Annotated in this window: 18 protein-coding genes, 3 tRNA genes and 1 pseudogene; 10 read left to right on the plus strand and 12 right to left on the minus strand. The window is 71.2% G+C overall.

All coding sequences use genetic code 11. The features are described 5' to 3' along the window. Nucleotide 1: 1 nt before the first annotated feature. Nucleotides 2–727 (minus strand): annotated as a pseudogene (locus HUT12_RS31405) (TerC family protein); the annotation flags it as partial. A 12-nt stretch (nt 728–739) separates the two neighbouring features. Between HUT12_RS31405 and HUT12_RS31410 the strand changes: the two are divergent. Further along, on the plus strand, nt 740–2014 hold the full coding sequence (locus HUT12_RS31410) for a non-reducing end alpha-L-arabinofuranosidase family hydrolase (protein ID WP_303393518.1): 1275 nt from the start codon (nt 740–742) through the stop codon (nt 2012–2014). Here the strand turns inward: HUT12_RS31410 and HUT12_RS31415 are convergent. The 4 genes from HUT12_RS31415 to HUT12_RS31430 all read right to left on the minus strand — a co-directional run bounded on the left by HUT12_RS31415 (nt 1993) and on the right by HUT12_RS31430 (nt 5297). Then, nucleotides 1993–4245, minus strand: coding sequence for a trypsin-like peptidase domain-containing protein (locus HUT12_RS31415; protein ID WP_176095544.1), 2253 nt, complete (start codon nt 4243–4245; stop codon nt 1993–1995). The two genes, HUT12_RS31410 and HUT12_RS31415, sit on opposite strands and share 22 nt — an antisense overlap. Nucleotides 4246–4262: 17 nt before the next feature. After that, nucleotides 4263–4619, minus strand: coding sequence for a CU044_2847 family protein (locus tag HUT12_RS31420; RefSeq protein WP_176095545.1), 357 nt, complete (start codon nt 4617–4619; stop codon nt 4263–4265). Nucleotides 4620–5098: 479 nt separating this feature from the next. Continuing rightward, nucleotides 5099–5171 (minus strand) — tRNA-Arg (locus tag HUT12_RS31425). Nucleotides 5172–5206: 35 nt separating this feature from the next. Beyond that, nucleotides 5207–5297, minus strand: a tRNA-Ser gene (locus HUT12_RS31430). A gap of 867 nt (nt 5298–6164) precedes the next feature. On the opposite strand from HUT12_RS31430, the gene HUT12_RS33090 reads away from it, so the two are divergent. Next, nucleotides 6165–7322: a hypothetical protein gene (locus HUT12_RS33090; RefSeq protein ID WP_254877101.1), complete on the plus strand. Its 1158-nt coding sequence runs from the start codon at nt 6165–6167 to the stop codon at nt 7320–7322. Nucleotides 7323–7494: 172 nt separating this feature from the next. Here the strand turns inward: HUT12_RS33090 and HUT12_RS31440 are convergent, their stop codons facing one another. Beyond that, nucleotides 7495–8265: a CPBP family intramembrane glutamic endopeptidase gene (locus tag HUT12_RS31440; protein ID WP_131057684.1), complete on the minus strand. Its 771-nt coding sequence runs from the start codon at nt 8263–8265 to the stop codon at nt 7495–7497. Nucleotides 8266–8421: 156 nt separating this feature from the next. Here HUT12_RS31440 and HUT12_RS31445 point away from each other — a divergent pair, with 156 nt between their 5' ends. Further along, complete coding sequence (locus tag HUT12_RS31445; protein WP_131057683.1) at nt 8422–9543, plus strand: globin domain-containing protein; 1122 nt, start codon at nt 8422–8424, stop codon at nt 9541–9543. A 224-nt stretch (nt 9544–9767) separates the two neighbouring features. Here HUT12_RS31445 and HUT12_RS31450 read toward each other — a convergent pair whose 3' ends face one another. Beyond that, a complete protein-coding gene (locus tag HUT12_RS31450) occupies nt 9768–11282 on the minus strand; it encodes a peptide deformylase (RefSeq protein WP_131055932.1) in 1515 nt (504 codons plus the stop codon). A 277-nt stretch (nt 11283–11559) separates the two neighbouring features. Here HUT12_RS31450 and HUT12_RS31455 point away from each other — a divergent pair, with 277 nt between their 5' ends. Further along, nucleotides 11560–12342, plus strand: a complete 783-nt coding sequence (locus HUT12_RS31455; RefSeq protein WP_176096057.1) for a hypothetical protein — start codon at nt 11560–11562, stop codon at nt 12340–12342. A gap of 3 nt (nt 12343–12345) precedes the next feature. Here the strand turns inward: HUT12_RS31455 and HUT12_RS31460 are convergent, their stop codons facing one another. Next, nucleotides 12346–14172, minus strand: a complete 1827-nt coding sequence (locus HUT12_RS31460) for a hypothetical protein (RefSeq protein ID WP_131055930.1) — start codon at nt 14170–14172, stop codon at nt 12346–12348. Nucleotides 14173–14382: 210 nt separating this feature from the next. On the opposite strand from HUT12_RS31460, the gene HUT12_RS31465 reads away from it, so the two are divergent. Continuing rightward, a complete protein-coding gene (locus HUT12_RS31465; protein ID WP_131055928.1) occupies nt 14383–15093 on the plus strand; it encodes a class I SAM-dependent methyltransferase in 711 nt (236 codons plus the stop codon). A 136-nt stretch (nt 15094–15229) separates the two neighbouring features. Here the strand turns inward: HUT12_RS31465 and HUT12_RS31470 are convergent, their stop codons facing one another. Further along, nucleotides 15230–15763: a YbhB/YbcL family Raf kinase inhibitor-like protein gene (locus HUT12_RS31470; protein ID WP_131057881.1), complete on the minus strand. Its 534-nt coding sequence runs from the start codon at nt 15761–15763 to the stop codon at nt 15230–15232. A gap of 150 nt (nt 15764–15913) precedes the next feature. On the opposite strand from HUT12_RS31470, the gene HUT12_RS31475 reads away from it, so the two are divergent. Continuing rightward, nucleotides 15914–16072: a hypothetical protein gene (locus HUT12_RS31475; protein ID WP_161595086.1), complete on the plus strand. Its 159-nt coding sequence runs from the start codon at nt 15914–15916 to the stop codon at nt 16070–16072. Between the two features lie 260 nt (nt 16073–16332). On the opposite strand, the gene HUT12_RS31480 is transcribed toward HUT12_RS31475, so the two are convergent. Further along, a tRNA-Ser gene (locus tag HUT12_RS31480) sits at nt 16333–16419 on the minus strand. 192 nt (nt 16420–16611) lie between these two features. Here HUT12_RS31480 and HUT12_RS31485 point away from each other — a divergent pair. Further along, nucleotides 16612–17589, plus strand: a complete 978-nt coding sequence (locus HUT12_RS31485; protein WP_176095546.1) for an NAD(P)H-quinone oxidoreductase — start codon at nt 16612–16614, stop codon at nt 17587–17589. On the opposite strand, the gene soxR is transcribed toward HUT12_RS31485, so the two are convergent. Further along, nucleotides 17586–18035 carry a redox-sensitive transcriptional activator SoxR gene (gene soxR, locus HUT12_RS31490; protein WP_176095547.1) on the minus strand — a complete coding sequence of 150 codons (450 nt, stop codon included), beginning with the start codon at nt 18033–18035 and terminating at the stop codon, nt 17586–17588. The genes HUT12_RS31485 and soxR overlap by 4 nt on opposite strands. Before the next feature lie 46 nt (nt 18036–18081). Here soxR and HUT12_RS31495 point away from each other — a divergent pair, with 46 nt between their 5' ends. Then, a complete protein-coding gene (locus HUT12_RS31495; protein ID WP_176095548.1) occupies nt 18082–18807 on the plus strand; it encodes a transketolase in 726 nt (241 codons plus the stop codon). A 2-nt stretch (nt 18808–18809) separates the two neighbouring features. Further along, nucleotides 18810–19700 carry a transketolase family protein gene (locus HUT12_RS31500; RefSeq protein ID WP_176095549.1) on the plus strand — a complete coding sequence of 297 codons (891 nt, stop codon included), beginning with the start codon at nt 18810–18812 and terminating at the stop codon, nt 19698–19700. A 58-nt stretch (nt 19701–19758) separates the two neighbouring features. Here the strand turns inward: HUT12_RS31500 and HUT12_RS31505 are convergent, their stop codons facing one another. Next, complete coding sequence (locus HUT12_RS31505) at nt 19759–20466, minus strand: glycosyltransferase family 2 protein (RefSeq protein WP_131052358.1); 708 nt, start codon at nt 20464–20466, stop codon at nt 19759–19761. Between the two features lie 125 nt (nt 20467–20591). Here HUT12_RS31505 and HUT12_RS31510 point away from each other — a divergent pair, with 125 nt between their 5' ends. After that, a complete protein-coding gene (locus tag HUT12_RS31510) occupies nt 20592–22835 on the plus strand; it encodes a glycosyltransferase family 39 protein (protein ID WP_176095550.1) in 2244 nt (747 codons plus the stop codon). Nucleotides 22836–22854 lie beyond the last annotated feature (19 nt).

A 22854-nucleotide genomic window follows, 5' to 3' on the forward strand; every position in this document is an offset into this window, starting at 1 on the left:
CTCACTGCCGTTCGGTGACGACCTCCTTGGAGCCCGGCACCACGTTGCGGGTGGCACGCAGGCTGGTGATCGTCACGACCGTCAGCACACCGATGATGACCAGCAACGACGCCACGGTCGGGATCTCCGGCACGCCTTCCCAGACGCCGTGCGCCCAGTGCAGACCGAGTTTGACGCCGATGAACGCCAGGATCACGGCGAGGCCGTAGCTGAGGTGGACCAGGCGGCTCAGCGCGGCGTGCAGCACGAAGTAGAGCGCCCGCAGACCCAGCAGCGCGAAGGCGTTGGTGGCGAAGACGAGGTACGGGTCCTCGGTGATGCCGTAGACCGCCGGGACCGAGTCCACCGCGAAGACCGCATCGGCGGCGAAGACCGCCACCACCACCAGCGCCAGCGGCGTGAGCGCACGCCGACCGTCGACCCGCACGACCATCTTGGTGCCGTGGTACTCCTGGACCACCGGCATGAACCGACGCAGCAGCCGCACCGACCGCATGTTGCCGATGTCCACCGTCTGCTCGTGCCCGGTGAACGCGTCGCGCAGCAGCTTCGCGGCGGTGAACAACAGGATCAACGCGAAGATCAGAAATGCGAAGTCCAGCGTCTGCAACGCCGCCGCGCCCAACGCGATGAAAATGCTCCGCAGCACCAGCGCGCCGGTGATGCCGAAGAGCAGCACCCGCTGCGCCAGCTCGGTCGGCACCGCGAACGCCGCCAACAACAGCATCGTGGCCACACGCTGGCCTGGCACTCGCAGCAGCCGGGCTGGATGCAGAACATGTCCGGCACCCAGTTGCGTAACGCCATGCTCAACCACGTCACGCGCGTCGCGACCTACTACCGGGGCAAGATCCATTCCTGGGACGTGGTGAACGAGGCGTTCGCCGACGGTGACAGTGGCGCCCGGCGCGACTCGAACCTGCAGCGCACCGGTAACGACTGGATCGAGGCGGCGTTCCGGGCCGCCCGGGCGGCGGACCCGGGCGCGAAGCTCTGCTACAACGACTACAACACCGACAACTGGAACTGGGCCAAGACCCAGGCCGTCTACCGGATGGTCCAGGACTTCAAGAACCGGGGCGTACCGATCGACTGCGTCGGGTTCCAGTCGCACTTCAACGCCCAGTCGGCGTACAACAGCAACTACCGCACCACGCTGTCCAGCTTCGCCGCGCTCGGCGTGGACGTGCAGATCACCGAGCTGGACATCGAGGGCTCCGGCACCTCGCAGGCCAACACCTACCGCAGTGTGGTCAACGACTGCCTCGCGGTCGCCCGCTGCACCGGCATCACGGTGTGGGGCATCCGGGACACCGACTCGTGGCGCTCCGGCGGCACCCCGCTGCTCTTCGACGGCAGCGGCAACAAGAAGGCCGCGTACACGGCCACCCTGGACGCGCTGAACAGCGCCGGTCCCGGAACCACCCCCACGCCCACCACGCCGGGGCCCACCAACCCTCCGTCCGGCTCCGCCAGCGAGATCGTGGGTTCGCAGTCCGGCCGGTGCGTCGACGTGCCCAACTCCTCGCGAGACAACGGCACCCGGGTCCAGCTCTACGACTGCAACAAGCAGACGAACCAGGCATGGACGTACGACAGCTCCACCAAGCAACTCCGCGTCTACGGCGACATGTGCCTCGACGCCGCCGGCACCGGCAACAGCGCCGCCGTCCAGATCTACGCCTGCCACAGCCAGACCAACCAGCAATGGAACATCAACACCAACGGCACCATCAGCGGCGTCCAATCCGGCCGCTGCCTCGACGCCTGGAACACCACCAACGGCGCCCAGATCCAGCTCTACGACTGCCACGGACAGACCAACCAGCAGTTCCGGCTGGTCTCCCTCGGCGGTCCCACCTCACCGCCGCCGACCACTCCGCCGCCGTCGGGTAACTGCTCGCTGCCCTCGTCGTACCGGTGGTCCTCGACGGGCGCGTTGGCGCAGCCGCGGTCGGGGTGGGTGTCGTTGAAGGACTTCACCCACGCCCCCTACAACGGCCAGCTGTTGTAGGAGATCGACAGGTCGCGGGCGTAGCTGGTGTTGTCCGGTTCCAGTTCGTACCTGCGTTGATCGATGGACAGGGCGGTGGTGAAGATGCTGCGGGCGTCGGCCGAGCGGCCGTGGTCGCGGGCGAGTACGCCGAGGGCGTCGCCGGCGGCGCTGAGCTGGGCCTGGACAGCGATAGGCAGGTCGGCGACGCGGTCGGCGGTGAGCAGCGCGGTGTGGGCGCGGCCCAGACTGTCAAGCAGGCTGACACGCACCCGCTGCGCTGGCTGCTGAACGGCCATGGGCATCCGTTGATCGGTTGGCCTGGTCTGGTCGGTGCAGCGCTGCACCAAGTCGGCGTATCTGGTGGCGAGAGCGGCCACAGCGATGCCGTTGACGGCCGGGGTAGCGGCCAGCCGGATCAACACGTCGAGGGCCCGCTCGACCTGAGCGTCGGAGCGTAGGGTCAGCACGGCGGTCAGTAACCTCAAACCGTGGTCGTCGTGTTCGCCCAAGAGTCTGGCGACGAGGGCTTCACCGAGACGGTCGGGGCGCAGCGGATTCCACCGGTCCGGCCCGTCGTACAGGTCGCGGAGCCACCGATCGATCTGACGCCTTGAGGGCGCAGGGGTAGCGTCGGCCACCAGGTCCAGTAACGCTGAGGCTTCGGCGTCGTCGCGGGCTCCCGCCAGGGTGGACAAGGCCACGCACAGACGCGCCGTCCGCTGGTCGAGTTCTGGCATTCGCTGGTACCAGCGCCGCGCTTCATGGTCGAGGGCCCTATCCACCGGAGGCCGCTGCCCAGATCGCCAGTGTGGCCCGGACAAGGCCGCGTCGAACGCCTCCAGCAACACATCCAGCGGACGGCCGTAGCGCGGGTCGGACAGGTCCACCTCCACCGACGGAACGGCCCAACCCGGACCGTTCCAGGTGCGGCCGAACGCGGCCAGCCCGGCAGCGAACAACATGTCCCGTTGCGGGCCGGTCAGGTCGGCCACTGCGGTAGAGGTGTCAACGGCATTGTCCAACGCGCTGAGCGTGGCACCGGTAGCGGCCTCGGCCAAAGGCGCCAACGCCTGCCCGGCCAACGCCCCGGCGGAAGGACGGCCAAGCAGCAGCAGACGCACCGGCGCCAACGGCGACGCCGACCGGGCCAGCGCGGCGAGCCGAGCGGCCAACGCAACCGCGTCACGTTCCTCGACGTAATCCACGACCAGCAACCGGGGCATGGCCAGCTTGTCGACGCCTCTGTCATCGGCAGGCAGCAACCCAGCCACCCACCCACGTGCCCGCTGCGCCCGGCACGCCTCGACCGCGAAGCGCGTCTTGCCGGTGCCGCCACCGGCGTCGATGTAGCGCACCGACAACCGCTCAGGACGATCGCACCAGTCGGTGACAGTCGTCAGGATTTCGGCCCGGAACAGGTAGTCCACAACGGCGAACTCAGGACGCAGGATCGTCGAGGGCTGGCCCGTACCAGGCCGTATGTCTGCGTGAGTCCAGGGCTGATCGACCAGTTCGTTGGCATCGTCGACCGGCAGCACAGCATGCCAGCCGGCTCGATCGGCCAACACCGCCGCAGCGCCCGCCACGGCGACCTGCTCGCCGTACGCGGTCAGATCATCCGGCACACCCGGCCCGCCCGACAGCAGGGCAGAAATCGGCGCGGCCCAGCCGCCGAGGTCGCTGTAGCGGTCACGGGTAGCGGTGACCACGCCCACCACCGCCCTCCGCGTCGGACACACCAACGGTGCCCCCGACAGCCCCGGGACGGCCTGCCCCGCCTTCAGCTGGAAGAACTCGTCACCGGTAACACCTTCAAACGCAAAGGACGCCGGTGCCCCCACCGGCTTCACACCCTCCTCCCGCGGCGGGAACCCGAACGCATGACACTGTCCATCCAACGGCTGCCCTCCGGCCAGCCACACACACGGATGAGTGTCAACCCACGCGGCAGTGTGACGCAGCCGCAGCAAGGCCAGGTCCGGGAACGGCCACAACGCTGTATCTACCGGCGGCACCGACCGGGCACCCACATCCGCAACCACCGCAGCGACACCGACACCCCCATCGGCGGGCACCACCACGACCCGATCAAGGGCCACGCCGCTGGCATCGTCGTAGACAACGTGCGCGGCGGTCAGCACCCAACCAGGCGCGACGAAGAACCCCGCACCCCGCACCGCCCGATCCTCGACATGCTCGACTCGGACGACGTGGCGGCGTAGGTGCCGCGAGTCGACACGCGTGCGCATCTGCCTGCCCCCGGCTCTCAGGTCGACTCGGTCCGCTTCCAGGTAAGGGTGACCGTCAAGCTCGCCTCACCGTCAGCCTCGACGAGCAGGCCGGTCAGCTTGCCAGCCTTGGCCGTCAACGCCAGCCCGAACTCAACACTCGCCTCCGACGGCTTGACCCTCTCCCACACCTGCCCCAACTCCCCGGCGATAGCCTCAACCGTGTCCCGGACACCATCGAACGACAACGCCCGATCCACGGCGACGTTCTGCGGACCACCACCCTCGGCGAGCTTGACGAAGAACTCCGACCCACCCGCCTCAACCCGCGCCACCTGTCCCGCCCGCACCCACAGCCCCTTCCAGTCCGCCGTACCGGCACGTAACCACCCCACGTCCAACGTGGTAGCGCGGCACGAGAAGTCTCGTTCGGCCACACCCAGCACGCAACTTCCGCACCAGCCATGGTCAGAACTACGACAGCAGTTTCACGTCAGACCACTCATCCGCTCATCGGCAGATCCGGATGCCCCCAAGGCCTCGACGAGATCGTCGTCATTGGTGGCGGCCCCAGGCCCACCACCTCGCACCACAACGCAAAGCCGCGCCGGTCCGACTCGACGGCAAGATGCGGAACTGCGGCCTCAACCACCCCGCCCTCCACGCATTCGATCAATTTCGTGGATTGATTGAGGAAGGGTGGAAGTTCGGCATCGTCAAGCTCGCACGGACCCGACCGGACGCCCCCGGACAGTCCGACACGCAGGGGATGCTCGTCGCACGAGCAGCCACCGAGCAGCCAACCGTCCCTCATGGACAGAAACAGACAAGGCCCTGACCGCCGTTATGGCAGGTCAGAGCCTTGTCGATCTTGTGCGCCCGAAGGGACTCGAACCCCTAACCTTCTGATCCGTAGTCAGATGCTCTATCCGTTGAGCTACGGGCGCTGGTGCTCGGCCAGTCTACACACCCGGCCTTCGCGCGGAGACTCCGGGATTCGAACCCGGGAGGGGCTTTAAGACCCCAACCGCATTAGCAGTGCGGCGCCATAGACCAGACTAGGCGAAGTCTCCCTGGTGGCCCGCAGACCACCGCGCCCGAGGATACAGGCCCCGCCCGTCCGGGGGCAAAGCGACTACCGGAACCCGCCGCCCCGCAGACCGGCGAGGGGATTCTTGCGCTGTGCGTCGCCGTGATCGCGACTACGCTCCATCGACATGCAGGAGGAGTCGCCACGCGAGCATGACCACCCGGAACCTGCTCGGGAAGCGCGCCGCCGCTTGCCGAAGGCGACGTTCACAGCGCCTCCGGCTCCGGCGCCCCCGAGCGACGCGGAGCCGGAGGAGGGCGAGGGCGGGCGTCGACCTCGTCAGGCGAAGGCCGCGCCGGGTCTGATCTTCCAGCCGCCGCCCGTTGCCGAGCAGCCGGTGCCCCGTCAGACTCGTCCCGCTTCGTCCAGGACACCGTTCACCCCCACGCCTCCGGCCGCTCCGGCACCCCCCGCCGATGCCGGACCGGCACCCGCGGCCGGTCCGGCATCGGCGGGAAGCCAACCGGCCCAAAGGGGAGCCGACGGTCCGGACGGCGCGTCTTCGGACACCCCTGCGCCGTCGCGTCGGAGGGCCGCCGCTAAGAAGGCACCTCGATCGAGACCTGAGCCGACCGGGCCGGAATCGGGCGCCACCGGTCCCGCCGATTCCTCTGCCGCTGGGGCAGCGACCGCCGGGCCGTCGACCGGTAGCGGGCAGCACGACGCGACGGACACTCCCTCGGACAGGACCGAGCAGCACGACGCGACCGGAACGCCGTCGAGCAGCGATGGGCAGAACGACGCGACTGCGACTGCGGCGACGCAGCCGGCTCCGGCCCGGAAGACGGCCAGAAAGGCCACGCCGAGAAAGGCCACGCCGGCTGCGGCTGCTTCCGCCGAGGCCACCCCGGTGAAGAAGACGGCGAGGAAGGCGGCGGCGAAGGCCGCACCCGGCCGGAAGTCCGCGACGAAGGCGACCGGGGTCACCGCCGCCGGTGGGATCACAGCTGCCGCCGTGGTCGGAGCGGACGACGCCGTGCCCCAGGCCGAGGAGACCGCCTCGGCCCGCACCGACACCTCCCCAGCAGAGCAGACCACTGAGCCGACCCCGGCCGAGGCAACCCCCACACCGACCCTGGCCGGGCCTACCCCCACACCGAACGCCGCGGAGCCGACCCCAGTCGGGCCGACCCCCACACCGAACGCCGCCGAGCCGACCCCGGCCGAGCCGACCCTGCCACCGAACGCCGCAGCACAGACCGGCGCCGACCCGAGCGATCCGACCGAGCCGGATCCGAGCCGGCCGGGCTCCGTCGAGACGACCCGGCCCGAGCCGGCCCCGGGCAAGCCGACCCCGACCGCACCCGAGCCGCGCCCGCAGACCGCACCAGAACCAGCACCGCTCGACGCGATCGAAGCGGGGCTCGTCGGGCGTACGCCGGATCTGCGGATGCTCGTGTCGCGGTTGCTGGAGCACCCGGGATACGCACCGGAGCTGCTCGCCCTGACGGCCGTCGAGGCGCTCGGGCCGGGGGCGGCGGCGTGGGCGCGGCGGCTGCGGCAGAGGTACCCGGAGGCGGACGGCGACGGTCTGGCCCGGCTGGCCGACCGACGGTTCGTCCGGCAGGCGGGGGTCGGCGGGGCGACCGCCGCGCTAGCGGGTGTGTTCGCGCCGGTGGTGGAGTTGGTGGCGGTGCTCTGGACGCAGGCGAGCCTGGTGCTGCACCTGGCTGCGGCGTACGGCCGTGATCCGGCGGATCCGGAGCGGGCGGTGGAGCTGCTGGTGTTGGCGCAGGTGCATCCGGACGAGGCGAGTGCGCGGTCGGCGCTGGCGGCGGCGCGGACGGCGGACGGGCCGGGCGAGCAGCCGGGGCCACGGGCCGCCGAGGCGGCCTGGCGGCTGGCGGCGCCGCTGGCCGCGCAGGCGGGCGGCTGGTTGGCGTTGCGGTGGGCGTCCAGGTTGCTGCCCGGCGCGGCGGTGGTGACGGCGGCGGTCGGTGACTCGGCGGCGGCGCAGCGGCTGTCCTCCCGCGCGGTCGCCGCCTATCGCCCGACGCGACGTCGCTGACCACGGCCTGCCGGACCCCCGCTGACCACGGCTTGCCGGGCCCAACGGCCGCCCGCGTCCCCGACCGAGGCCAGCCCCACCATCCGGGAGCGCGACCGCCACCGGGCCAGGGACCTGCGCGGTCGGAGCGGAAGCGCGACCGGCGACCGGCACCGGGCCGGGGTCTGCGCGGTCAGAGCCAGTCGAACCATTCTCGGGGCAGCAGGCTGTAGCCGACGAAAGCGAAGATGTCGAGCAGGGCGTGCGCCACGATCAACGGCATCACCCGGCGGGTACGCAGGTAAAAGAGGCTGAACACGACGCCCATGACCGCGTTGCCGATGAACGCGCCGAAGCCCTGGTAGAGGTGGTAGGAGGCACGGAGAAGGGCGCTGGTGGCGATGATCGCGCCGACTCGCCACTGGAGCTGCCGTAGCCGGGTCATCAGGTAGCCGACCACGATCACCTCTTCCAGGATCGAGTTCTGGAAGGCGGCGAGGATCAGCACCGGCACGGTCCACCAGAGGTCGGGCAGCGCGGCCGGCACCACGGTGGCGTTGATGCCGAGTTGGGCTGCCGCCCAGAACAGCACCAGGCCGGGGAGCCCGATCAGTGCCGCCAGCCCGGCTCCCTGGGCGATGTCGGCCCAGGGTCGTCGGGCGTCCAGGCCGAGGGTGCGTACCGGGTCGCCGGGGTCGCGGGTGAGCAGGTGTACGGCGAGCAGCACCGGCAGCAGCGCGAAGACGATGCCGAGCAACTGGTACGTGAGGTCGAGGTACGGCCGGGCCGACGCGGAGGTGTTCAGCGCGGCGGTCTGCCGGGAGAGTCCGCCCTCGGCGGTCAGCTTCGCGATGATCGAGACGGTGGCGTAGACGGCCGACTGGCCGAGCGAGAGGCCGAGCACGAGCATCGTCTCGGTGCCGAGTGTCCGACGGGACGTCGGGCTGGTCAGCTCTGCGGTCACCGCACCACTGTGCCCGACCGTCTGCCCTGGTGGCATCCGGGTGTCACTGAGCGCGCCTCACGTCGGATCGCACATTCTGTGCGACCCACATGCACGCTCCGTGGACATTCTATCGGTGTTCCCGATCCCCGCCGGCAGAAGAAGGAGCGCTCCCAGGTGGACAACTTCGCGCGGCTGCTGAAGGAGAGCTGGGCCCTGGTCGAGGAGGATCGGGCCCGGTTGACGGACCACTTCTACGCGCGGGTCTTTCTCCTCGACCCGGAGCTGCGCAAGCTGTTCCCGGTGCAGATGTCCGGGCAGGGTGACCGGCTCCTCGAAGCGATCATCGCGGCGATCCACACCGTGGACGACCCGGAGGGGTTCGACGAGTTCCTGCGGGCGCTGGGCAGGGACCACCGCAAGTACCACGTCGACGCGGCGCACTACGACACGATGGGTGTCGCGTTGTTGGACGCGTTGCGTAGCACCGCCGGGGACGGCTGGAACCTGGAGTACGACCAGGCGTGGCGGGACGCGTACGCGGCGATCGCCGAGAAGATGCTGGCCGGGGCGGCGGCGGACGACAACCCGCCGTTCTGGCACGCGGAGGTGCTGACCCACCGGCGGTACGGCTCGGACACCGCCGTCTTCACCTGCCGCGCGTTGCAACATCCGCTGTCCTGGAAGGCCGGCCAGTACGTCAGCGTGGAGGCGCCCCGGCACCATCCCCGGGTGTGGCGGACGTACTCGGTGGCGAACGCTCCGAACGACGACAACGTGCTGGAGTTCCACGTGCGTACGCCGCCGGAGGCGGCCGGCTGGGTCTCGGGTGCGCTGGTCCGCCGGATCAAGCCGGGTGACCTGCTGCGGGTGGCCGCGCCGATGGGGTCGATGACGTTGGACCGCGCGTCGGAGCGGGACATCCTCTGTGTCGCCGGTGGGGTCGGGCTGGCGCCGGTGAAGGCCCTGGTGGAGGAGTTGGCCGGCTACAACCGGGCGCGCTGGGTGCACGTCTTCTACGGTGCCCGTACCGAGGCGGACCTGTACGGTCTCGACCAGTTGCGGGAGCTGGTGGCGGCACATCCGTGGCTGTCGGTGACGCCGGCGTGCAGCGACGACCCTGACTTCGACGGCGAGCAGGGTGACATCTCCGAGGTGGTGGCCCGCTACGGGCCGTGGACCGCGCACGACTGCTACGTCTCCGGTTCCGCCTCGATGGTCCGGTCGACGTTGCGGGTGCTCGCCGCCGACGACGTCCCGCCTCAGCAGACCAGGTACGACACCTTCGGCAACCTGTAGAGCTTTTCTCCCCCCGAGCCGGGGCGCGTGCCCCTGCCCCCTGGGGCACGCGCCCCGGCCCTCCCTGATCGGGCGGACCGGCACCGCCCGCGCCACCGCGCCCGTCCGGCCGTCGTTCCCACCCGGGCGGGCGCGGTGGCGCCTCCCGCGAGCCCGTGACCGACGGATCATGAGTCCGCCGTTCACACCTTGGCGCGGGGCGCCACCCGCGCAGGCGGCAGGGGTCAGTAGCGCCAGGGGTTCCCGGTCTCCCGGTACTCCTCGATCGGCACCAGCGGCACGCCGGGCGCCATCCGGTCGACGTAGAGCCGACCCTCCAGGTGGTCGATCTCGTGCGCGACCAGGCGGGCCATGCCGAACTCGAACGAGGTGATCACCCGTCCGCCGTCGAAATGCGCGTGCTCCACGTCGATCCGCAGCGCTCGGGGCACCAGCCCTCGGTGGTCGAAGAAGGAGAGGCAGCCCTCGTACTGTTCGTCGGTGTCCGGCGCGGCCTCGACCACCCGGGGGTTGAGCAGGACGACGGGCTCGGCGGTGCGGTCGGGCGGGCGGACCACGGCCGCCGCGCGACCGATGTCGAGCTGTGGCGCGGCGACGCCCACGCCCTTGGTGAAGGGGTGGATCTCGTCCAGCCGGGCCATCGCGGTGACCAGCCGGTCGACGATCTCGCGGGCGGCGTGTTCCTCGCGGGGCAGGTCGAACGGTCGGGCGGGCTGCCGCAGCAGGTCCGCGCCGCGCTGCACGACACCGAGTCCGCGCATCCGGTCGGACGGCCGGACCCGGCCGGCTTCCGGCTCGGTCTCCGGCTCGGCGCGGAAGCGCCACTGCATCCTGTAGCGGGCGTTCAGCGGCGGCTCGTCGGTCGCCCAGTCGAAGATCGCCCGGTCGTCCTCGTCCCGCCGGGTCACCGCCGTGCGCAGCGGCCCCTCCTCTGCCGAGAGCGAGGTCTCCGCGCCCCAGACCTGCGGGTCCAGCGCCGCCGGCAGATCCAGGCGTACGGCGAGGTACCGGGTGGGTACGCGGACCGCCCGCTGGAACCAGGGGCCCCACTTGTCCCGTCCGACGGTGTACGCGTACTCGATGGTGGCGCGGCGACCCGGGTAGAGCGGGAAGCGGCGGTCGGCGTTCTCGAAGAGCAGCCAGATCTCCTTGAAGGCGTCCCGGTCGTGCTTGGCCCGCCAGTGCATGGCCTCCCGCTCGCCGGACTCCTCGCGGAGTGCGCTCAGTTGCAGTTCGGCGAAGGTGAGCGGGTGTTCCCGGTGGTGCCGGTTGGAGCGGCCCGGGTCGTTCGGGTAGCGGTCGACGGCGATCCGGACCAGGTAGCGCGTGACCGGTTCGGTGCCGGCGTTGTACAGCTCCCGGCGGATGACGCAGTGGTAGGAGTCGTCGGTGTGGGTGAGTGTGGCGGTCTCGCGTTCGACGATGAGTCCGGTGCCCGGCGGCATCCACTGGCCGGGGAGGACGGGTTCCCGGTGGTGGCGCTCGACTCGGGCGTGGCGCAGGTCGTCGTACTCCCGGAACCGCTGCCAGATGGCGCCGCTGGCCTCCAGGACGGCCTCGGCGCGCCGGGCGAAGTCCTCGGTGGGTCGGTGCCGCCGCCCTTCCACGTGGCTGACGTACGACGGGTCGAAACCCATCAGGGTGGCGAGTTGTTTCTTGGACAGCCCCCGCTCCGTCCGGTGCCGTGCGAGTTCGGCGGCGAACGAGTCGGCAGCCCGATCGAGCGGTGAGGTCGTCATCAGCTTCCTCGTGGCCGGGTGCATCAAGTTTCACGTTGCGTCGCCGATCACGCACACATCTGGCATGTTCTCGACAGGACCCTTGACCGGTGAGCGATTTCTACCGATACTGCCCCGAGTCTCCGGTGCGACACTCTGCGTGACCGCCGCCCGTCGAGTGATCCGAACCTCTCGCTTTTCCTTCTTCCCGGGTTCCCCGGATGCCGGAAGTGTGGTTAGGCTAGCCTTAGTTTGGCCAGTGGGGTCTCGGACGGGGGTGGATCAGGTGACAGCCGTGCTGCCCGTCCACGCCGCCTCGGCCGCACCGCTGGCCCCGGTCACCACGGCCCTGCGGGCCATGTTCGGCACCGACGCGCTGCCCGGTCTGGCCGCCGGGCTGGTCGTGCCGGACGAGGCGGGTTGGGCCCCGGCGACGACGCTGACCAGCGGCACCCAGGTGCCGGAGCTGCTCAGCTCGGCCGTCCGCCTCTGGGGTGGTACGCCACACGCCTCCGCCGCGGTCGCCTGGAAGGCGTACAGCTACTGGGCGGCACTGCCGGTGGTGCTCGGTTGGGCCGTCGCCCGACGGGTGCCGCTGCTCGACGCCGACGCGGCTCTCGTGCACTTCGCCGACCCGCGCACCCTGATCACGCTGGGCCTGCGCCGGTCCACCCCGATCGCGGTCCTGCCCAACGACCCGCTGGCCCTGTCCGGGCTGCCCCAGGTCCGGGTGCTCGCCGACGAGCAGGCCCTGTTGACCGCGCTGCGCGGCACACTGCTGGACGCCCACCTGTCGCCGGTGATCGCCGCCATCCAGGGCGAGGTCCGGATCGGTACGCGGACGCTGCTCGGCTCGGTGGCCTCCGGCATCGCGCACGGGGTACTGCGGGCCGCCGACAGCCTGCCCGGCTCGGCAGTCGAGGCGGTCGACACCCTGCTCGGCGCGCTCGACCTGGCCGACCTGGTGGAGCTGGTGCCGGGCCGCAACGGCGAGCCGACCGTGCAGCGCCGCACCTGCTGCCTGGCCTTCACCCTGCCCGCGCCGAAGGTCTGCCAGGGCTGCTGCATCCGCAGCTCCTGAGCGTCACTCTCCGACCAGCGGCCGGACGTCCCACAACCACACCCCGCCGGTGTAGGTGGGTTCCACGCCGGTCAGTTCGGTCATCCCGGTCCGCAGCGCCTCGGCCTGCTCGTGCGGGCCGAGGACCACCGCCCCGGCCCGCCAGTACCGCAGGTCCTCGACCGCTTCCCGCCGGTCCTGGTCGGTGATCGGCGGCACCTCGCCGGTCCGCCGGATCGTTGCGAAGAAGGTGCTGGTGGGGCGCGGCGGCGCGGTGAACAGGGCGACCCGGTCCCGGCCCGGCCGGGTGTCGGGGCCGAGGAAGTAGCCACGGGCGATCGGCATCCGCAACCGGGTCTGCGCCGACCAGCGCAGTGGCTCGGCGTAGTCGGTGTCGGGAAGCGGCAGGGTCACCAGGCTGCGCCCGCCGGCCAGGTAGGGACGCCAGGCCCCCGAGGTGACGAACTCCGGGGTCGGTTCGAGGCGCTTGGTCGGCAGCGGGGTGGGCAGTACCGGCACCAGGGCCATCGCCAGCACGGTCGCCGTGCCGAACCGGATCTGGGTACGCCGGTCCGGGTGCCGGGCGGCGACCTGCCGGATCCGTTCGGCACCGTAGGCGAGCAGCAGCCCGACGATCGGCGTGATCGCCAGCGACCAGCGGGTGGGCACCACCGAGTGCAGCACCGGCAGGTCCTCCAGTGCGGCCCAGGGGCCCGGTATCCCGGTGCCCCGGCCGTCGAAGCGGATCTCCCGCCCGAGTGAGAGCACCGCGAAGACCAGCCCCAGTCCGGCCAGCGCGACCACCACCGGGTTGCGCCGCAGCCACCACACGATCGCCGCCACCAGGATCACCAGCGGCCAGCCGAAGAAGGCGTTCTCCTCCGTGGGGTTCTTGACCAGCCGGGCCGCGCTGAGCGCCTCGCCGCCCACCGACTCCCGGGCGTAGGTGAAGAACGAGGCCAGGTCGGTGGAGTAGCCCCGGATCAGCCAGGACAGGCCGTTGTAGGCGCCGGGCCCGAAGAACTGGACGTAGAGCGGGTACGCCAGCAGCACGAGTGCGATCCCGGCGGCGACGCCGAGTCCGGCGAGGAAGGTGCGGGTCCGTCGACGCAGGTCGGGTCGGGCGATCGCCAGCGCCACCACGACCACACCGAGACCGATCGCGGTCATCAGCAGGATCTCCAGGTTCAGGAACGCCTGCCAGACGATCACCAGGGCGAGCAGGACGCCGTTGCGCAGCCAGCGGCCGGGCTCGGCGAGCCGGAGGGTACGCCAGACGATCAGCGGCACCACGAACTGCGACACGATGTTCGGGTGCGCGTTGGCGTGCGAGACCATCGCCGGGGCGTACGCGCAGAAGGCGGCGCCCAGCCAGGCGGGGCCGCGCGAGCCGACGAGGACGCGGGAGAGCACGAAGTACCAGGCGGTGGCCGTGGCGATCATCCCGAGCGTCAGGAAGAGCAGGAACGACGTGCGGGTGCCGAACAGCAGGGTCACCGGCGTCATCGGCAATGAAACGGATAAAACGGAGGTATTCGCCATCAGATTGACGGATTCCGGCACGTTCATCCGATCCGAGGAGAACGGGTACGCGAATTCCGTCACCACCCGCGCACCGTGCGCCATCATCCACTGAAATTGGGCCATATCCGTCTGATTGTCGCGAATTCCGTCGGCCGGGTTGAGCCACATCCGCGCGGTGACCCAGAAGCCGAGCACCGTGAAGCTCACCACGGCGGCGACGTCCCTCCACCGCGCTGAACTGGGACGATGGCCGCCTTCCGGTGGCCCGACCGGCACCCCTGGCGCCTCGGACTCGTCGGCGGAGCGGCCCGATTCAGGAGTAGTCATGGTAATTCGGAGCGTAGTCGGCGTATCGGGCCATCGTGCGGCCTTCCGACCACTGGCGTAACATCTTCCGAGTTCGCTGACCACCACCGATCGTGCAGCCACCCGACCGTAATTCGGCCACCGCGGGCCCCGATATTCCCGCCCTCCAGGCGGATGGTTCACTCAGTCGGTCCTGGCGCGGGGTCGAGTCATATCGTGAGGAATCGACGCATGGCAGAAATCACTGGGGATCAGCGCGTGCAGTCCGAGGTTCTGGAGGGCCTCGCCACCGCGGTCAACCACCGACGTTGGTTCGTCGAGCTGGCCGTGCCCTACCTGGGCGACAACCCGATCGAGATCGGCAGCGGGCTCGGCGACTACGCACTGGAGTGGGCCGAGCACTTCCCCCGCTTCACCGCCACCGAGGCCGACCCGGACCGGCTGGTCGCGCTCAAGGAGCGCCTGGCCGACCAGCCGTCCATCGAGGTACGCCAGATGCTGCTGCCCAACACGGAGCGGGGCGACTACAGCGCGGCGGTGTCGTACAACGTGCTGGAGCACATCGAGGACCACGTGTCGGCGCTGCGCACCATGGGCCAGTTGGTCCGCCCGGGCGGCGCGGTCGTCATCATCGTCCCGGCGTTCCAGTTCGCGATGAGCCCGGCCGACGTCGCCACCGGCCACGTGCGCCGCTACACGAAGAAGACGCTCTCCGCCGCGATGACCGAGGCCGGTCTGCGGGTAGAGAAGATCCACTACGCGAACGCGCTCGGCCTGATCGGCTACTTCATGGCGACCAAGGTCTTCCGGCTGATGCCGAAGGAGGGCCCGATGGTGAAGGTGTACGACACCCTCGTCCTCCCCGCCACCAAGGCCGCCGAGCAGGTCGCCCGCCCGCCCTTCGGCCAGTCCGTCTTCGCCGTAGCCCGCACCCCCGCCTAACCCCCCCTGCGCCTCCCCCTCCCCCTCCCCCACCCCCGGGCGGGTTCACCGCGTTGATCAAGAATTTTGTGCCACGCCCGGTCGGGATCGGTGGCCAAAACCTCTTGATCAACGCGGCCATGTCGGCGGGGTGGGGTCAGGTGGTGATCTGGTAGGTCGGGCGGATGGTGGCTCGGGCGAGGGTGTGGAAGGCCAGGTTGAAGCCGACGTATGCCGGTGAGGCGTCCGGCGTGAGGTCCAGGCGCTCCACGTCGAGGGCGTGCACCGCGAAGACGTACCGGTGCGGCCGGTCACCGGCCGGCGGCGCCGCACCGCCGAACCCCTGCACGCTGTAGTCGTTCCGGACGCTGAACGCACCCCGCAGGTCGCCCTCGGCGACACCACGCGGCAACTCGGTCACGTCGGCCGGGAGGTTGACCAGCACCCAGTGCCAGAACCCGCTGCCGGTCGGTGCGTCCGGGTCGAAACAGGTCACCACGAAGCCCTTGGTCTCCGCCGGGAAACCCGACCAGGCCAGGTGCGGCGACACGTTCTCCCCACCGGTGCTGTCGTGGGCGTGCGCCGCGTCCATCGGCTCACCGTTGCGCACGTCGTCGCTGGTCAGCGTGAACGATGCGACGGTCGGCAGCAGCTCGTACGGGTCCGGGGCGATGGGTCGTTCCAGGGTCATCGACACAGGTCCTTCCGGTGGAAGTGGTGTTCTGCGTCCCCCTTCATACCCTGTCGCGCGGCGCCAACCAGGAAAACGCGAGGTGTCCGCCGTAACCGAAGGCCGCTCACGCGGGTTGTCAGCCTGGCACCCATCGAGCGAGGGAGATCCGTGGCCGGCATCTGGCGCGACTTCGTCACCGCGGCCGTAGACGCCGTGCGTGACCGCGACGACGAGCAGCCTCGACCCGACGAACGCCGCCGGGCCGTGGACCGGCTCGCCACCGAGAAGATCCGCGAGAACCAGCAGGTACGCCCACCAAAGCGCTGAGCGCCGACGAGTCACGCCACCCACCCCGCCTCGACACCCGCCTAACCCCACCCCACCCCAACCCACCCGCCACACCCCACCCGCCCCGCCGATCATGGACTTGTGGCAGGGACAAAGAAGGGCATTCAGGAGCTTTCCGCGTGCCACATGTCCATGATCGCGGCGGGCAGGCCCGTGACGCGGCAGGTCGCGGGGCGCGTGGACGGGTGCGGGCGCGTGGACGGGTGCCGGTCCGAATGAGCGCGCGGGTGGAGGGTGAGCGGAGGGTGTGGGATTCGAACCCACGAAGACATCGCTGCCTTACCGGTTTTCAAGACCAGCGCCATCGGCCACTAGGCGAACCCTCCCGGTGCCACGCACGGCGCGGCCGTGCACAGTCTGCCACGTCCGGCAGATCGGCGAAGGGGCGAGCCACCCCCGACCGCGTGGCCGTCGCGGCGGTCGGTCACGCGACTCCACTGTGCTCCGCCGGCCCGAATTTCGCCGGCCAGGGGACGGCCAGGGCGTGGAACAGCACGTCGATCGGGTAAGACTGGGCTATGCGCGCGATCGTGATTGCCGAGCCCGGTGGGCCGGAGGTGCTGAGCTGGGACGAGGTGCCCGACCCGGAGCCGGGACCGGACGAGGTGATCGTCGACGTACGGGCCACGGCGGTGAACCGGGCCGATCTGCTGCAACGGCAGGGGCACTATCCGCCGCCGCCGGGCGCGCCCGCGTACCCGGGACTGGAATGTTCGGGTGTGGTGAGCGCCACCGGCGCGGACGTCAGCGGATGGCGGGTCGGTGACGAGGTCTGTGCGTTACTGGCCGGCGGCGGGTACGCGGAGCGGGTGGCCGTGCCGGCGGGGCAGCTGCTGCCGGTGCCGGCGGGGGTCGACCTGGTCGACGCTGCCGCGCTGCCCGAGGTGGCGTGCACGGTCTGGTCGAACGTGGTGCAGGTGGCCCGGCTGTCGGCGGGCGAGACGCTGCTGGTGCACGGTGGCGGCAGCGGCATCGGCACGTTCGCGATCCAGCTCGGCACCGCGCTCGGGGCCACGGTGGTGGCGACCGCGCGGGCGGCGAAGCATCCCCGGCTGCGTGAGCTGGGCGCGGTCCACCTGGTCGACTACCGGGAGCAGGATTTCGTCGAGGAGGTCCGGCGGGTCACCGACGGACGGGGCGCGGACGTCGTACTCGACATCATGGGCGCGTCCTACCTCGGCCGGAACGTGGCCGCGCTGGCGCCGGACGGGCGGCTGGTGGTGATCGGCATGCAGGGTGGCCGCAAGGCCGAGCTGGACCTCGGCGCGCTGCTGGCCAAGCGGGGCACGGTGGCGGCCACCGCGTTGCGGGCCCGCCCGCTGGACCAGAAGGCCGCCATCGTGCAGGGGGTACGCGACGAGGTCTGGCCGCTGGTCGAGGCGGACCGGGTCCGCCCGGTCGTGGACCGGCGGCTGCCGATCACGGAGGTGGCCCAGGCACACCGGCTGGTCGAGTCGAACGAGCACGTCGGCAAGGTGCTGCTCACCGTCGGTTAGAGGGACTCCCGCCCCGGCAGCGTCAGTCGGGGGCCGGGGCCCTCGGCGCCGAGCCGGTCGTCGAGGTTGTTGAGCGCGCAGCGTTGGAGCGAGAGGCACCCACAGCCGACGCAACCGTCGAGATCGTCGCGGAGCTTGGCGAGCAGCCTGATCTTCTCGTCCAGCCGGTCGCGCCACGCGGCGGAGAGCTGGGTCCAGTCCTCGGCGGTCGGCGTCCGGGAGGCGGGCAGCGAGTCGAGTGCGGCCCGGATCTCGTCCAGCGAGATGCCGACCTGCTGCGAGATCCGGATGAACGCCACCCGGCGCAGTTCGCCCCGGTGGTAGCGACGCTGGTTGCCGCCGGTGCGGTCGGCGCGGATCAGCCCCATCCGCTCGTAGTAGCGCAGGGCCGACTGTGCCACGCCGCTGCGATCGGCGAGCTGACCGATGGTGAGGGCTTCCTGCATCACACCGCCTTGAATTGAACCTGACTTCAACTTGCAGAGTATCCGCATGACTACTCTCGCCACCACCGCCCGGGTCGCCGAGGCCGCCGCGCCGCTCGACGGCCGTTCGCCGGTCGCTCCGCTGCTGGAACGGATCCGCGCCGGCCGCGTGTTCGGTGCCAACGTCCACTCGACCGTCGACGTGCTCTGGGTGCTCTACGACCGGGTCCTCCGGATCACCCCGGACACTGTCGACGACCCGGCTCGTGATCGTTTCCTGCTCTCCAAGGGACACGCGGTCGCCGGCTACTACGCGGTGCTCGCCGCCAAGGGGTTCGTGCCGCTCGACTGGCTGGACGACCAGGGCGGGCCGGACAGCCGGCTCGGCGACCACCCGGACCGGACGCTGGTCCCCGGAGTCGAGATCGGCTCCGGTTCGCTCGGGCACGGTCTCGGCCTGGCCGTCGGGACCGCGCTCGGGCTGCGCGCCCAGGGACTGCTCGACACCCGGGTGTACGTGCTGCTCGGTGACGCCGAGCTGGACGAGGGATCGAACCACGAGGCGATCGCGTACGCGGGCGCGACCGGTCTGCCCAACCTGACCGCGATCGTGGTCGACAACTCCTCCGCCACACACGGCTGGCCCGGTGGCGTGGCCACCCGTTTCACGGTGAACGGGTGGACCGCCGCCACGGTCGACGGACGGGACCACGACGCGCTGCACACCGCCCTGACCGGGCACCACGGACCCCGGCCGCACGTCGTCGTCGCGGTCGTCGAGAGCGGGGAGTAGCCATGCGGGACAGCTTCATCGAGACCACCACGCAACTCCTCGCCGAGGATCCGCGTACCGCGCTGGTGCTCGCCGACATCTCCGCCGACGCGTTCTCCCCCGCCGCCCGACGGCACCCCGACCGGGTGCTCAACGTCGGCATCCGGGAGCAGTTGATGCTCGGGGTGGCCGGTGGGCTGGCGCTGACCGGGTTACGGCCGATCGTGCACAGCTACGCGCCGTTCCTGGTGGAGCGGGCGTACGAGCAGATCAAGCTCGACCTCGACCACCAGGCGGCACACGCGGTGCTGGTCAGCGTGGGCGCGTCGTACGACCGGGCGGCGGCCGGGCGCACCCACCTGAGCCCGGCCGACGTCGCGCTCTTCGACACCCTCTCCGGCTGGACGGTGCACGTGCCGGGGCACCCGGCGGAGGTGCCCGGTCTGCTGCGCGCCACGGTCGCCGGGGACGCCTCGGCGTACCTGCGGTTGTCGACGTCGCGGAACGCGCGACCGTACGCCGGTGACGGCGAGCTGGTGGTGGTCCGCGAAGCCGGACCGGGTGCACCGCTGCTGGTCGCGGTCGGGCCGGTGCTGGATGCGGCGCTGGCAGCCGCAGCGGACCTGCCGGTCACGGTGGCGTACACCCACCGGCCGCGCCCGTTCGACACCACCGGCCTGCGAGCGCTCGCCGGGACCGAGGTGATCCTGGTCGAGCCCTACCTGGCGGGCACCTCGACCCGGGTGGTCACGGCGGCACTGGCGGACCGGCCGCACCGGCTCCTCGCACTCGGTGTGGGACGCGACGAGCTACGCCGCTACGGCTCGGCCGACGACCACACCCGTTGGCACGGACTGGACGCGGCGGGCCTGCACCGCGCGTTGACCGGGTTCCTGTCCCCGGCTCTGGTCTGAGGACCGCCGTCGCCCGCGCCCGGCGGGAAAGCCGCCCGTCCTCGCCCCGGCTGCCGCGTCAGGCGGCGGAGCCGCTCCCGGGGCGACGGCGGGTCCGCTCACGGCCGAGGATCCAGATCGCCTCGACACCGTCCCGCCAGGTGATCTTCTTGCCCTCCTCGCGGCCCCGGGCCCGGTAACTGATCGGCACCTCGTACGGCCGGATCCGGCGGCGCAGCAGTTTGCCGGTCACCTCGGCCTCCATGCCGAAGCCCCGGGAACGCACGTCCAGCGAGCGGTAGAGCGCCACCGGCATCAGCTTGAAGCAGGTCTCCAGGTCGCCGATGTAGGAGTTGAACATCACGTTGGCCGCCATGGTGACGCCCTTGTTGCCCATCACGTACCAGAAGCTGTAGGCGCTGTGGCTGCCGAAGGTCCGATTTCCGTAGACCACGGTCGCCCGGCCGTCGAGCACCGGGGCGAGCAGCTTGGGGATGTCCTGCGGGTCGTACTCCAGGTCCGCGTCGAGGATGACCATGTACTCACCCTCGGCGCTGGCGACCGCCGTCCGGATGGCCGCGCCCTTGCCCGCGTTGCGCTGGTGCGTGATCACGCGCAGACGCGCGTCGTCGGCCCGGCCCAGGATCTCCCCGGTGCCGTCGCGGCTGCCGTCATCGACCACCACGAGTTCGATCTCACACGGGTACTCGACCGCCAACGCCTGCTTGAGGGCGTCCGCGATGCGTTCCTCCTCGTTGTAGACCGGCATGAGGATCGACAGCTTCACGGGAATCTCCACGAGGGCGGCAGTATGTCGGCCATAGCGTAGCCCCGGCAGGTCGGTCCTGTGGTGGCGACCGCCTCAGGAGATCGACCAACGGGCACTCAGTCCGATGGTGTTTACTTCCGGCCATGTCGGCCGCCGGCTTCCCGTTCGTCCTCGCCCCCGTCGCCGCCGTCGTCCTGCTGTCGGTGGCGCTGCGGCCACGGTCCGTACGCCACACCGCGCCACGACGGCTTGCGGTGATCCGAGCGAGTCTCGCCGTCGGCGCCTTCGCGGTGCTGACCGTCGAGGTGCTGGGTGCACTGGGGATGCTGGCCGCGCCCGCGTTCGGGGCGGCGTGGCTCCTCTTCCTCGCGGGTGCCGGGGTCGCCGCCGCGCGACGGCGGGCGGCCACCACGACCGGCCGGGTGGCGGATCGGCCTGTCTCCGAGGGCGCGAGCGGGTCGGTCGGTGGGCGTCCGGCCGCGTCGTCCTCGGCGAGTGTCCTCGCCGGAGCGTCGGAGACCCCGACCCCGACCTCGACCGCGATCGGCACGATCGCCACCGTCGACCCGGCGACCGTGTCCGGCCCGGAGGACCCGGCGACGGAGGTGGGCTGGCGGGCGTCGGTCACCGATTTCTGGCGTACGGCGAGTCGCGGCGAGCGGTTGCTGGCCGGCACGGTCGCCGGGCTGGTCCTGGTCGAGCTGCTGATCGCCCTGCTGGCCGCGCCGAACAACTTCGACTCGCAGACCTACCACTTGCCCAAGGTGGAGCGTTGGGTGGCGCAGGGCGACCTGTCGCTCTGGGCGACCGCGATCCACCGGCAGGTCACCATCCCGCCGGGTGCCGAGTACCTGCTGCTGCACCTGCGCCTCTTCACCGGTGGCGACGCGCTTCACCACCTGGTGCAGTGGGCCGCCGGGGTGCTCTGCCTGATCGCGGTCGCCCGGGTGACCGCGCAGCTCGGCGGCGCCCGCCGGGCCCAGTTGCTCACCGTCTTCGTCCTGGCCACCACGCCGATGGTGACGCTCCAGGCGACCAGCACCCAGACCGACCTGGTCTGCGCCGCATGGGTGGTGTGCACGGCCACGCTCGCACTGGACGGGCTGCGTCACCGCGCCGGCTTCGGTGAGTTGCTCGCGCTCGGGGCGGCCACCGGACTGACCGCCGTGACCAAGACCAGTGGCCTGCTCGCGGTCGGCCCGCTGCTGGTGCTCTGGGGACTGGGCCAGCTCCGCCTGGCGTACCGTGACCGGCCGGGCGTGGAGCGTCGACTCCCGGCCGCCCCGACCGCCCGGACGGTCGGCGCCTCGGCGCTGATCCTGCTGGTCGCCGTCACCGTGGTCGGCCCCTTCCTGGGCCGGGTGTACGCCGAGTTCGGCCATCCGCTCGGGCCGGAGCGGCTGCGCGAGTCGGTGCCGATGGAACGGCACGACCCGCTGTCGGTGGTGGTGAACGCGCTCCGTATCGGACACACCGCGCTGGACACGCCGCTGGCCCCGCTCCGGGACGCCTCCGCTGCGGTGATCATCGGCGTGGCCGACCTGATCGGGGTGGACCCGCAGGACCGGGCTATCACGTTCGGGCGGGAGGTCTTCCCGGTGCCGTCCTGGTATCCGGACGAGGACCGGGTGGCCTTCCCGCTGGCCGGCGCGCTGGTGCTGATCGGTGCCGTGGCGGCACTGCGCCGTCCGGCGCGGATCAGCCCGGAGACGGCCGGGGCGCTGCGCGCGTACGCACTGGTGGTGGTGGTCGCGGTGGTGCTGCATACCGCGACGATCAAGTGGCAGCCCTGGGGCAACCGGCTGATCCTCTACGCCCTGGCCGCCTCGGTGCCGCTGGCCGGGCTCTGGCTCGACGCCGTGCTGCGGCGAGCACACCGCAACGCCGGTGACGGGCGGAGCGCCGGTGACGGGCGGAGCGCCCGGCGGCCGATCGCCGCGACGCTCGCGGTGACGGTGCTGGCCACCTGCGCGCTGGCCGGTGTGCTCGCGGTGTCGTACGGCTTTCCGCGCCGGCTGGTCGGCGAGGGGTCGGTCTTCACCACCTCCGACTGGGAGAGCCGCTTCCTGCGACGTCCGCACTGGGCCGAGGAGTACCGCTGGGCGGCCGATGCGGTGCGCGCCGCCGACGCCCGTCGGATCGGGCTGTCCCAGCGCAACGACGACTGGGAGTACCCCTGGTGGCTGCTGTTGCGGGACGCCGACGGCGGAGCACCGGAGTTGCTCGCGCTCCAGTCGGTGCTGGATGACCGCCCGGCGGCCGACCCGGCGGCGATGGACGCGATCGTCTGCACCGGCAGCCGCCGGCTCTGCGCCGATCTCGTGCCGCCCGGCTGGCGCTTCGAGTTCCGGGAGTACGTGGGTTACGCGGTGCCGACGGACCGCTGAGCGGCACGCCGCCGACCTC

Origin of the sequence: Verrucosispora sp. NA02020, from assembly GCF_013364215.1 — a bacterium.
Classification (GTDB): Bacteria; Actinomycetota; Actinomycetes; order Mycobacteriales; family Micromonosporaceae; genus Micromonospora.